Genomic DNA, 11,632 nt, shown 5'->3' with positions numbered 1-11,632 from the left:
GGTAAGGCGCTTTCCCGTCCAAGGCGAGATGGCTTGCCGGCCGCTCTGGCCAATCCGGGACAAGTTTCTATAGTTGGTGCCATGACCGAGCCTCTCACGCTGACCCCGCAAGGCCTCTACAGCCCGGCGGCCCAAGTCCATATCGACCCGGTCCGCCCGGTCGAGCGGGCGGTAATCACCCATGGGCATGCCGACCACGCCCGGGCCGGCCACGGCGCGGTTCTGGCCACGCGGCAGACGCTGGACATCATGGCGATCCGTTACGGCCGGGGATTTTGCGGATGCCAGCAGGCGGTGGGCTACGGCGAAGCGGTGACCCTGAACGGGGTGGAGGTGACCCTTCACCCGGCCGGGCATGTGTTGGGATCGGCGCAGATTTTGCTGAACGCTGGCGGACATCGCACGGTGGTTTCAGGGGACTACAAGCGCCACGCCGATCCCACTTGTTCGCCCTTCGAACTGGTGCGATGCCATACCTTTGTCACCGAGGCGACCTTCGGCCTGCCTGTCTTTCGCCATCCGCCTGCGGCCAGGGAAGTCGAGAAGCTCCGCAAATCCATGTCGCTGTTCTCCGACCGGACGCATCTGGTCGGCGCCTATGCGCTGGGCAAGGCGCAACGGGTGATCGCGGAGCTGCGGGCGGCCGGTTATGACCGCGTGATTTACCTGCACGGGGCCCTGGAGAAACTGACGCGATACTATGAAAGCCAGGGCGTGTACCTTGGCCCGGTGGAACCGGTGGGGCGGCGGGGTAAGGATCTGGCGGGCGAATTGGTTTTGTGCCCCCCGGGCCAGCTGGCCGATCGCTGGGCGCGGCGGTTCACCGATCCGGTCACCTGCATGGCGTCCGGCTGGATGCAGGTGCGCGCCCGCGCGCGCCAGCGCGGGGCGGAACTGCCGCTCATCCTGTCGGATCACGCCGATTGGGACGATCTTTGCCGGACGATCGTTGAGACCGGCGCGGCGGAAATCTGGGTCACCCATGGGGCCGAGGAAGCCCTGGTCCATTGGTGCATGGCCCAAGGACGGCGAGCCAAGCCGCTGAATATGATAGGCTATGACGATGGCGATGAGTCGGGCGAGGGACCGTTTGGGGGACCCAGTGCCGGCGGAGAGGCTCACGCGGCTTCCTGAAGGGACCCCTTTTGATGTCTGAGGACAACGATCATTCATCTGCTCAAAACGGTTCGGCAAACGGCGCGGGTCCCGACAACGGCACTGGTGCCGAGGAAGCGATCGCGGCGCTGTTCGACGATTACAAGACTGGCTTCGACGACTACGAGGCCGACCGGATCTGCGATTGCTTCACGTTGCCGGTGGTGATCTGGCAGCAGGAAAAAGGGCATGTTTTCGCCGATGCGGACGAATTGATGGAAAACATAGAAGCCCTGTTGAGCGTGCTCGACAAGGAAGGCATCGTCCAGTCGGATTTCCATGTGTCGTCCAGCCATATCAGCGGTACGTCCGCCATGGTGACGCTGGATTGGCAGCAATCGAACGGGGATGGTGAAATCGTTACCGATTTCACCTGCCACTATCATCTTCTGCAGGACGGTGCCGACTGGGGCATCGCCATGGTGGTCAACGAATAGTCCGGCCAGACCGGCCAGGATGATCGTTTCTCCCTTGCCGTGCGTGGTTACGGCTTGGTGCGGCCAGCCTTGCGCTCCGCCCGGGAGGGTTTGTTCTTGGGCTTCGACTTCTTGGGCGGTTTCCCCGTTGGCTTGGGAGCCGCTTTTCGAGATTTGGGCGCCCCCCGATTGGCTGGCTTTTCGCCATCGGCCTGCGGTTTCAGCATGCGCTCGGTCTTGCCCTCCAAGGCCTTCATGTCGAGCGGTTCGTAGGCGGGATGGTTCGGTGCCACATCCTCATCGTCAAAACGGCGCCGCTTCTTGCCGCGTTGCGGAGCCGCATTTTGCGGACGGCCCCGTTTGGCCTCCTGTCCATCGAGCCTGTCTTCGCGCCCCATGTCTTCATAATCGACATGCCGGTTGCGCGGCTTGCGCGGGGCGGAAGGTGCCGGAGGCTTGCCGCCGCGCGCATCCAGCAGGGCAATATTGACGTTGTCCTCGCCGGTGCCATCCCGTTTGACGGTCGAGGCGTAGCGTTCGCCGTGGGTCCCGGCAATCTCGAAATGGGTTTCGTTCTGATAGATCTTGATCGCCCCGACTTCGCGCTTCGTGACATGTCCGGCCCGGCAGATCATCGGCAGGAGCCAGCGCGGATCGGCGCGGTGCTTGTGGCCAAGGGAAAGGCGGAACCAGACGCCATCCTCGAACTTGCCCTTGACTTCCTCGACCCGCCCGCCGCGGGAGCCGGGGTCGCGCCCGCGCATCGCGTCTTCGGAGGCGGGGGTGACGTCTTCGGCCGCCGGCAGGCGGGACTGGTACAGCTTCACGAATGCGGCGGCGAGGGATTCAGCGTCGTGCCGGGCAAGAAGCTCCTGCGCCAGCTCGCGTTCCTGCTCCTGCAACGGTTCGCTCAGGACCGAGGCGTTGAACAGGCGTTCCTTGTCCTTGGCGTGAATGTCATCGGCAGTGGGGGCGCTTTGCCAGGTGGCTTTCACACCGGCGAATTGGAGCGTGCGCTCAGCGGCCCGGCGGCGCGGAAACGGCACCATCAAAACGCTGGTGCCCTTGCGGCCCGCGCGTCCGGTCCGGCCGGAGCGGTGCAAAAGCGCGGCCTTTCCGGTGGGAAGATCCGCGTGGATCACAAGATCCAGATTGGGCAGGTCGATCCCGCGCGCGGCCACATCCGTCGCCACGCACACGCGGGCGGTTCCGGTCTTCATGGCGGTGAGAGCGGCCGAGCGCTGTTCCTGACTGAGTTCGCCGGACAACGAGACGATCGCAAATCCCCGGTTCGCCAGCCGTCCGGTCAAGCGTTTGACAGCCTCCCGGGTGGAGCAAAAGACGATCGACTTTTCCGCTTCATGCAGGCGCAGGACGTTGATGATCGCGTTTTCCCGCTCGTTCGGCGCGACCGGATGGGCGATGTAGTCGATATCCCCGTGCTGGTCCTTGCCGGAAACAGACGACAGCCGGACAGCATCTTTCTGGAAGCGGCGTGCGAGATCTGCGATCGGCTTTGGAACGGTTGCCGAGAACATCAAGGTTCTGCGGGTTTCGGGCGCGGCATCGAGAATGAATTCGAGATCTTCGCGGAACCCCATGTCGAGCATTTCATCGGCTTCGTCGAGAACGACGGCCTTGATTTGCGACAGATCGAGCGCGCCGCGTTCCAGATGGTCGCGCAAGCGCCCCGGTGTGCCGACGACGATATGCGCGCCCCGCTCCAGAACACGCCGCTCCATGCGCGGGTCCATGCCGCCGACACATGACGCCAGTTGGGCGTTCGCCTCGCCATAAAGCCAGCTCAGCTCTTCCTTGACCTGCAGGGCGAGTTCCCGGGTCGGCGTGATGGCGAGGGCAACCGGCGCGCCGGCCGGACCGAAATGATCGGCCTCGTCGAGCAGGGTCGGGGCCAGCGCAAGCCCAAAGGCGACCGTCTTGCCGGATCCGGTTTGCGCCGAGACCAAAAGGTCGGCGTCACCGGGCGCGTCGCTCAGCACTTGCTGCTGCACGGGGGTGAGGGTTTCATATCCTTTTTTCTCCAGCGCGGCCTGCAAGGCCTGCGGGAGGGAGGTCAATTCGTTCATGTGTCGCTTTCGTGAAAATGCAAGGCGGGGAGGGCTTCGAAGCCGGCCAAACGGGCATCCCGCACGGTATTTTCTTTCTCTATAAGCTTTTCGGTCCCTTGCGTCCAGCATGATCCCGCATGCCTGCCCGCCGCTGCAAGCGGGGCTTGAATTCCATGCTGGCCGCCGCAAGTGTTGTTCACGCCCAAATGTTTCGCAGCCCGGACCCTATCGCACCTCATGCTCGCCTTCGCCCAATTGCTCGACCGGTTGTCCTATGAGCCGCGCCGGCTGGCCAAGGAAGCGCTGCTGAAAGCCTATTTCGCCGAGGCTCCTGATCCGGACCGGGGCTACGCGCTGGCAACCTTGACCGGCAACCTGTCCTTCAAGAATGCCAAGCCGGCCATGCTTCGCACGCTCATCGCGGACCGGACCGATCCGGTGTTGTTCGCGCTGTCCTATGATTTCGTCGGCGATCTGTCGGAAACCATCGCGTTGATGTGGCCCTCGGCCGCCGTGGACGACACTCCGCCCGCCGCGCCGCCGCCCTTGCGCGTTGTTGTCGAGCGGCTGGCAAGTGCCGGGAAGGCCGAGACGCCACGGCTTTTGGAAACGTGGCTGGATGGCCTGGACGAAACCGGCCGCTGGGCCTTGTTGAAACTGGTGACCGGCGGGCTGCGTGTTGGCGTATCGGCGCGCCTTGCGAAGACGGCCGTTGCCCGACTCGGCGGGGTCGATCCGAACGAGGTGGAGGAGGTCTGGCACGGTCTTGCCCCGCCCTATGAAGACTTGTTTGCGTGGGTGGAAGGCCGAGCGGGCAAGCCGGAGACAACCGATCCCGTTCCATTCCGTCCCGCGATGCTCGCCCACCCTCTGGACGAGGAGAAGGATATTGGCGTTTTGCCGGCCTCGTCCTTTCGGGCGGAATGGAAATGGGACGGTATTCGCGTCCAGGCCGTCTGCGCACCAGCCGCCGGCGGTGCCGGGCATGTCAGGCGGCTCTACACGCGCACCGGCGAGGATATTTCTGGCACATTTCCCGACATTTTGGCGGTTCTCGATTTTCATGCGGCCATCGATGGCGAGCTCCTTGTCAAGCGGGATGGCGCGGTGCGCCCGTTTGGCGACCTCCAGAAACGGCTCAACCGAAAGACGGTTGGTGCAAAACTGCAGAAGGACTATCCGGCCGCGATCCGTGCCTATGACCTGTTGGCTCTGGACGGTGTCGACCTGCGGGACCGGCCCTTGGCGGAACGCCGGCGGATGCTGGAGGATTTCCTGGCCGGACTTGGCGAGCCGCGTATCGACCTGTCGCCGCAAATACCGGCCGGGGACTGGGCGGGCTGGGCGCGGGCGCGCAAGAGCCCCGCGACCTTTTTGCCCCGCGAGGATGCCGAGGCCGTGGAAGGTCTGATGCTCAAGCGTCTGGACAGTGTCTATGTTCCGGGCCGTCCAAAAGGCCTTTGGTACAAGTGGAAGCGGGACCCGTTTCTCATCGATGCCGTTCTGATGTATGCGCAACGCGGTCACGGCAAACGGTCATCCTTTTACTCCGATTACACATTCGGGGTTTGGCGCCGCGGCGCTGGAGGTGAGGAACTCGTGCCGGTCGGCAAGGCCTATTTCGGGTTCACCGACGAAGAGCTTCAGCAGATCGACCGCTTCGTGCGCAACCACACGGTCAACCGGTTCGGTCCGGTCCGGGAAGTGGAACACACGGCGGAAACGGGGCTTGTTCTGGAGGTGGCCTTCGAGGGGCTGAACCGCTCGCCGCGCCACAAGTCGGGCCTCGCCATGCGGTTTCCCCGGATTTCGCGCCTGCGATGGGACAAGCCGCCATCGGAGGCTGACTGGATCGAAACCCTGAACGCATTCCTGCCATCATCAGAGGCCTGACTGGATTTCCGGTTGCGCCGGCCGCCCCTCAGCCTTGCCGGTCTGGCCTGCGGTTGCCCGATCCCTTGTGCATGACATGCAAAACCTGCTCCCCCACCCGTGCGCTGGCCGCCGATGTGTGGCAACACGGTTAACAAAGCGTTATGATCGACTGAAGTCGAAAACCCGGGAGAAGGGACATGGGGACAGGTAGCCGATTGGTGGGAGTCTTGGGCTTGGCCGGTGCTCTGTCGGCCATTGCCCTAATGGCCGGTGGTCCAGTGCTTGCGGCCGGTGCGTCCAAGCCGGAGACGGCGGTTTGGGCCGTCGTTGCGGGGGACTATACCAAAACGCGCACGGTGCCACGGCTCGAACTCTTGACACCTCGGTCTCCCAAGCCGCGGAACATGTCCGCCGCCCCCGATACTCCGGCGGCGGATGCGACCGTGCCACCCGAACCCGCCCCGCAGGTTGTCGCACAGGCCGACGCGCAGGCGGCCGGGCAGGCGGATGTCGCGCCAGAAGCGAAAGTGCCAGAAGCGAAAGTGCCAGAAGCGAAAACGGCGGAAGCGGAGACGGCAGAAGTACGGGCGCCCGAGGCAGGGACGGCGGAGACAAGCGAAACGGCAGACGTGGCCGACGCGGGCCCGGATGTTGCCGGCAACCGCGAACCGGCCAGGCGCGAACTGGAACAGTCCGGCCGATATGCCCTTGTCGAGCTGGGTACGGATATTCTTCGCGTCGACAGGGAAGCTGGAACCGTCAGCGTTTGTGAAGACCGCAATGGGGCCTGGCGGTGCGTGCCTGTCCCGCAGGCAGAGCAGGCTTACCTCGCCGAAATCGACTCATTGAACGCGGAAATTTCGGCCTTGAACGCCCGGATCGCGGCGCTTCAGGCCGACCTCGCATCGGCTTTGCAATCGGGCCCCGGTGCCGCTGGAACGCCAGGTCTTCAATCGGGTGAGGGCGCGCCGGAAACGGCCCCGTCCGCTCCGCCGCAAGCCGGTGCCCAGTCCGGTGAGGCTCCCTCTGGCGAGCCTGGAAAAGGCGATGGGCAAGCCGACGATCCGGCTCGGCCCGAGGCGGGGGAGGGAGCACCGGAGCCGCAACTGTCCCAAACGGACGAAGAGGAACTGGAGGAAATCCTTGACTTCACCGAGATGGCGATGCGCCGCTTTTTCGGCTTGATGAAGGAACTGCAGGGCGAATTGGACGGCGCAGATCCCGCCCAGTAAGAAGCCGGGTTGTGGGGCTGATTGGAGGGCCGGGCGGACCCTTTCCTCAAGCGCCTCGTCCGCGGATGCGGTCTCGGTTGCCTTAGTCTATGAGAAGGCCTGAGATCTGCTTTCTTGCGGTGTCTGGCAAGGCAACGGCACCCCGCTTTTTCAGATCCATCACAAGAGCGACAACATCGCATACCGCCGCCAGACGCTCGGTGCGCGCCTCGAACAAATGGTGGCGCATGGTGAAGGTCTTGTCCGCCACCCCGGTAAGGCCGCTGATGACCTTCACGGGATCACCCGCCTTGAGGGGGCTGATCCAGGTCAGCTTCATTTCGACCGCGACCCGGCCGTACCCGTTTTCGGTGAGGTAGGCGTGGGTCATCGGTGTGCGCTCCCAGACATGGGCGACGCCATCGGTGAAGCAGGCGATGGCGAATTTGTCGTCCGCCTTGTTGCCCGGACCCAGATGCCGGGCAAGAACCGTGCCCCGGAAGCAGACCCTTGCGCCCGCCTCAACGAGGGCAGCCGGCGTCGGACGCTGGGAATAGGGGGACACCGCAAGCCCCCTCGGCGCGGCTTCCTCCGGCATGGGGTCCTGAAAGGCCTTGAGCCGGGATTGAAGCGTCTTGAGGGCTGATATGGATGGCTCATATCCATCGGTTGCCGTCGCGGCCAAGGTGCCGTTCGCGCCGTTCCGCATCTCGTGGACGACCGTCAGCATATGCGGCCCGTCGAAGGCGATGTGACTGGTCACCGTGATCAGGTCCGCAACACGCAGTTCCCGATGGTAGCGGACATGCCGGACCCGGCGGCTGCCGACAAGGGTTTCGCTAAGACCGGACAAGAGTTGGAATTGCCGGTCCGCCTCTTCGAACCGGCTGAAATAGAATTGAACGTTCGAGTGGTTATTTTCGTCACATTCCCAAGGGTTTACAAAAGAAAACAGCGTCTCGAGAGCATTCATTTGTGTGCGCAATCCAAAATTGTTCTGACGATTCGGCCCGGGGTGTGGCCGCATGTCCGTTTGATAGGGCAAGATCTTTTCCAGTTCCAATAGATATTCATGCGGCCATTCCAACTTTCAATTTTTATTGTAATTTATACGTATATGAAAAGTGCTGATCTCGGTGACTTTACGGAATTTGGAGAGGTGTCCGGTCGACGGTAGCGCGGGTGTGAAGCGCGGGATGTCGAGACGTTTGTGGCGATTTTGGTCGCGAGCGGTCCAGGTTGCCAAGCGGTGAACCCTGCTTGGCCTCGCGGGAGCAATGGAACGTTTGACTTGCGCCGTCCCATCGGTGCACACATACTTTCGCCAAAATAATAAACGCCAGCGGCCTTAACCATTGCCGAGCGCAATGACGCCGTTGGCGGAACGGAGGAGTAAGGTCGTGGGAGAGACCGGTTTTCACTTCATCATTGCCGACGACCACCCGTTGTTCAGAGGGGCGTTGCGGCAAACGCTTGAGCATCAGTATCCGAATGCGCGGATCGAGGAAGCCGGCGCGCTGGAAGACGTCACGGCCCAACTGGATGCCGGCGGCGATGTTGACTTGATTCTTCTTGACCTCAGCATGCCGGGGATGCGCGGGTTTTCCGGTCTGATGTATCTGCGCGCGCAGCACGGCTCGGTTCCGGTTGTGATCGTGTCGGCGAGCGAGGATCCGCAGACGGTTCGCCGCTGTGTGGAGTTTGGAGCCTCGGGATTCATCCCGAAGTCGCATGGCATTGAAGTGATCAAGACCGCGATCTCCGCGATTATGGACGGCCAGGTTTGGACCCCGCCGGAAGTGGACCTTTCGGCCGACGACGGTGGCGGCGATCTGGTGAAGCGTCTGGCCACTCTCACGCCGCAACAGGTGCGGGTGCTGATGATGCTGTCCGAAGGCTTGTTGAACAAGCAGATCGCTTACGAGCTTTCGGTCTCAGAGGCGACGGTCAAGGCCCATGTATCCGCGATCCTTCAGAAACTCGGTGTTGAAAGCCGCACGCAAGCGGTGATTGCCGCCTCGAAGATTGAAGCCGGGCAATGGCAGCTCGGCGGCGATGGCGAAGCGGCAAGCCCGACGGCTTGACTCTGCCGCGGGTAGAGGCCATCCGAACCGCCGCATGAACGCCCGGACGCCCCCGGCTGGCTGCTGGAAGCGTGGCGTATCTTGTCCGACGAGGCTGTATAGCGCGGGCATGATCCGAGACATATCGCAAGGTATTCATGCCGGACGCATGAATGCACCGGACGCATGAATGCAGCTCCATTCCGTGCCACAGGCCGAATAGGCTGAGAGCCATGCCGCGCATTTGGCTGGCCCATAGCCCGGATTATACTTTACCTAACGTTTAGTCATTCGCAGTTAGACTTTCGGCCTGTGCAGAATTTGGTCTGCGTGATCTGTGCGCCGGCCTGTGTGTCAAGGCAATAATATGCGTTTGAACGCCCTCATGACACTTTTGGAGCGGGCAACTCTGTTTTCCGATCTTACGGTGAAGTCAATACCTGCCGAAACCGGCAGCGGGAGCCCTCATGAAAACCCCGCCAAAAGGGTGGATCCATCCCGGGTTCTGGAGTTGGCTTTCGGACACCAAACGGCCGATCGCGATCTGGTGGAACGTGTGCGGGCGGCCCAGATTTCCGGCGTTTTGCGGATGACACCCTTCGCGGTGATCGCAAATGCGGTTGCAGGTCTGGCCACCGTTTTCGCGCTTGCCGGCAGTGTAGCCGCGCCGGTGCTGGCGGTATGGGCCCTTGCTATTGGCTATCTGATGATGCGCGGAGCGCGCGCCTGGTGGATCGCCCTGCGCAACCCGATCCGGTCGGCTTCAAAGCGTGCGATGCAGCGGGCCGTCCAGCACGCAACCATTCTCTCTGCTCTTTGGGCTCTTGTGCCCCTTGCGGCCTTCGGTCTGGCGGAAAAGCAACCCGCCCTTTTGGTCGCCTGTTTGATGACCGGCATGATCTGCGCCGGTGGATTCGCCTTGTCGACGCTTCCCAAGGCCGCTTTGTACTGGGTGGCCATCCTCACCCTGGGCTCGTTGCTTGCGCTGTTTCTTCAGCCGGAGCCGCAAGTCTGGCCGATGGTTGCCTTGTTGTTCACCTATTCCGCGATCGTGGCCTTGTGTTCGGTTTCGACCGGGTGGCTCTTCGTGGCGCATTTTGTCGGTGAATTCGAGGTCGGTAAGCGGGGAGAGCTGATCTCGCTCTTGTTGAACGAGTTCCAGGAAACAGCCAGCGACTGGCTTTGGGAAACCGATCAATCCGGTTTCTTCAAAAGGATTTCGAAGCGCTTCTTGCAGGTCAGCGGCCGGCATTCCAACGAGCTTCAGGCGCAACGGATCGGCGACCTGGCCCGGTCGGTGAAGACCCATGAAGCCCAACGCGCCGCTCTGGCTCTCGACAAGGCGATGGCGGCCAAGGAAGGATTTCGGGATGTCGTGATCGAGGTCGATGTCGACGGCGATCAGCGATATTGGTCGGTATCCGGCAGGCCCTTCTTCAATGACCAGGGACGTTTTTGCGGATATCGCGGTGTTGGGTCGGATGTAACCGACAGCACGCGGTCGGCAGCGCTGGTCGCACACTTGGCTGTGCACGATTCGTTGACCGGCGTGGGGAACCGAAGCTGGTTCCTCCAGCGCCTGCATGAGCATCTTGCGCGGCGGACGGACGGGGACGGCAAGCATACGGCCTTGATGCTGATCGATCTCGATAATTTCAAAGTCGTCAATGATACCTGCGGACAACCTGCCGGCGACAGGCTGCTGCGTTATGTTGCCGAGCGGTTTAAGGCGGTTGGGGGCGGACGAGCTGAACTGGCGCGCTTCGGTGGCGACGAGTTCGCGGTGCTGGCGGATTTCGCAAAGCCCGGCCAAGCACAACTGTTTGCCGAACGCCTGATCGAGGTTGCCCAGGAGCCTTTTGAACTTCAATGCCGATCCTTTTCGTTGAGTGCGACTGTGGGATTCGCGCTTTCACCAGACCACGGACAGACCGTTGACGACCTTCTGCGCAACGCCGACATTGCGCTTTATGAGGCAAAGCGGATCGATCGCGGTGGTGCGCTGTCCTACAAGCCTCACATGGAAAGAGAGGTGCGCTCGCGCCGGGAAATCGAGAACGATCTCCGCCTCGCCCTTGCCGAAGAGGCGTTGCGGCTGGAGTTTCAGCCGATAATCGATGCGCGAACCGGCGAGGTGGTGTCCTCCGAGGTCTTGGTCCGGTGGTATCATCCCGTCCGGGGCGAAATCCCGCCTTCCCAGTTCGTTCCGATTGCCGAAGAGGCCGGGTTGATGCTGTCGCTCGGATCATGGGTGCTCAAACGCGCCTGCGAGACAGCCGCGCGCTACCCGGACTTGAAAAGCGTGGCTGTCAATCTGTCGCCCATGCAGTTCATGAGTGCCAATCTCCCCGAACTGGTTCGCAACGCGCTGATGGAAACCGGGTTCGATGCGGGCAGACTTGTTCTGGAGGTGACCGAATCCGTTCTGATCCGGGATGCGGATGCCGCGCGTGACATGCTGACAAGCCTTCGCGATCTCGGGGTTCGCATCGCGCTGGACGATTTCGGCACCGGCTATTCCTCGCTGAGCTACCTGCGCCAGTATCGCTTCGACAAGATCAAGATCGACAAATGCTTTGTCGATGAGATCGGCATCACCAGCGACGGTTTGGCGATCATAGCGGCCGTTATCGCCCTGGCGCATAATCTCGGGTTGGAAGTCACCGCCGAAGGGGTCGAGAAGAAGTTCCAGGCGGAAGCCTTGCGGACCCTTGGCTGCGACAGCCTTCAGGGTTTTTACTTCGGCCGGCCGCAGCCCGAGCCCGTCATGACTGTTGATCCCAAGCTGATTGAAGCGATCAGCCGGACGCCGCCGGTCAAGCTGGCCGGGTTCGGATCCTGAG

The 11,632-nt window shown here is 62.4% G+C and carries 8 protein-coding genes; 6 read left to right on the top strand and 2 right to left on the bottom strand.

The genetic code is table 11. The annotated features are described in order from the left end of the window. Positions 1-81 precede the first annotated feature (81 nt). Both F0184_RS11920 and F0184_RS11915 read left to right on the top strand, forming a co-directional pair. Positions 82-1,134 carry a ligase-associated DNA damage response exonuclease gene (locus F0184_RS11920; RefSeq protein ID WP_150496392.1) on the top strand — a complete coding sequence of 351 codons (1,053 nt, stop codon included), beginning with the start codon at positions 82-84 and terminating at the stop codon, positions 1,132-1,134. 14 nt (positions 1,135-1,148) lie between these two features. Then, positions 1,149-1,592: a hypothetical protein gene (locus F0184_RS11915; protein WP_172972092.1), complete on the top strand. Its 444-nt coding sequence runs from the start codon at positions 1,149-1,151 to the stop codon at positions 1,590-1,592. A gap of 47 nt (positions 1,593-1,639) precedes the next feature. On the opposite strand, the gene F0184_RS11910 is transcribed toward F0184_RS11915, so the two are convergent. Then, positions 1,640-3,658, bottom strand: a complete 2,019-nt coding sequence (locus F0184_RS11910; RefSeq protein WP_150496391.1) for a DEAD/DEAH box helicase — start codon at positions 3,656-3,658, stop codon at positions 1,640-1,642. 219 nt (positions 3,659-3,877) lie between these two features. Between F0184_RS11910 and F0184_RS11905 the strand changes: the two genes are divergently transcribed. Together F0184_RS11905 and F0184_RS11900 are read left to right on the top strand one after the other, a co-directional pair. Next, a complete protein-coding gene (locus tag F0184_RS11905; protein WP_150496390.1) occupies positions 3,878-5,533 on the top strand; it encodes a cisplatin damage response ATP-dependent DNA ligase in 1,656 nt (551 codons plus the stop codon). Positions 5,534-5,712: 179 nt separating this feature from the next. After that, positions 5,713-6,747 (top strand): hypothetical protein, encoded by a 1,035-nt coding sequence (locus tag F0184_RS11900; RefSeq protein WP_150496389.1) that lies wholly within the window; start codon positions 5,713-5,715, stop codon positions 6,745-6,747. Positions 6,748-6,829: 82 nt separating this feature from the next. Here the strand turns inward: F0184_RS11900 and F0184_RS11895 are convergent, their stop codons facing one another. Then, entirely contained in the window at positions 6,830-7,699 is an 870-nt protein-coding gene (locus F0184_RS11895) for a thioesterase family protein (protein ID WP_150496388.1), read from the bottom strand. A gap of 394 nt (positions 7,700-8,093) precedes the next feature. Here F0184_RS11895 and F0184_RS11890 point away from each other — a divergent pair, with 394 nt between their 5' ends. Both F0184_RS11890 and F0184_RS11885 read left to right on the top strand, forming a co-directional pair. After that, positions 8,094-8,810 (top strand): response regulator, encoded by a 717-nt coding sequence (locus F0184_RS11890; RefSeq protein ID WP_150496387.1) that lies wholly within the window; start codon positions 8,094-8,096, stop codon positions 8,808-8,810. Positions 8,811-9,174: 364 nt separating this feature from the next. Then, positions 9,175-11,631 (top strand): putative bifunctional diguanylate cyclase/phosphodiesterase, encoded by a 2,457-nt coding sequence (locus F0184_RS11885; RefSeq protein ID WP_172972091.1) that lies wholly within the window; start codon positions 9,175-9,177, stop codon positions 11,629-11,631. Position 11,632: the final 1 nt, after the last annotated feature.

The organism is Roseibium aquae (genome assembly GCF_008711285.1).
Taxonomy (GTDB): Bacteria; Pseudomonadota; Alphaproteobacteria; order Rhizobiales; family Stappiaceae; genus Roseibium; species Roseibium aquae.
The sequence above is the reverse complement of the archived record's forward strand: the minus strand, read 5'-3'. Positions and strand labels throughout refer to the sequence as shown.

Bases quoted from the DNA above. Each gene is read 5' to 3' on its own strand.
- F0184_RS11920 (WP_150496392.1), top strand. From the start codon at position 82: ATGACCGAGCCTCTCACGCTGACCCCGCAAGGCCTCTACAGCCCGGCG.
- F0184_RS11915 (WP_172972092.1), top strand. From the start codon at position 1,149: ATGTCTGAGGACAACGATCATTCATCTGCTCAAAACGGTTCGGCAAAC.
- F0184_RS11910 (WP_150496391.1), bottom strand. From the start codon at position 3,658: ATGAACGAATTGACCTCCCTCCCGCAGGCCTTGCAGGCCGCGCTGGAG.
- F0184_RS11905 (WP_150496390.1), top strand. From the start codon at position 3,878: ATGCTCGCCTTCGCCCAATTGCTCGACCGGTTGTCCTATGAGCCGCGC.
- F0184_RS11900 (WP_150496389.1), top strand. From the start codon at position 5,713: ATGGGGACAGGTAGCCGATTGGTGGGAGTCTTGGGCTTGGCCGGTGCT.
- F0184_RS11895 (WP_150496388.1), bottom strand. From the start codon at position 7,699: ATGAATGCTCTCGAGACGCTGTTTTCTTTTGTAAACCCTTGGGAATGT.
- F0184_RS11890 (WP_150496387.1), top strand. From the start codon at position 8,094: ATGACGCCGTTGGCGGAACGGAGGAGTAAGGTCGTGGGAGAGACCGGT.
- F0184_RS11885 (WP_172972091.1), top strand. From the start codon at position 9,175: ATGACACTTTTGGAGCGGGCAACTCTGTTTTCCGATCTTACGGTGAAG.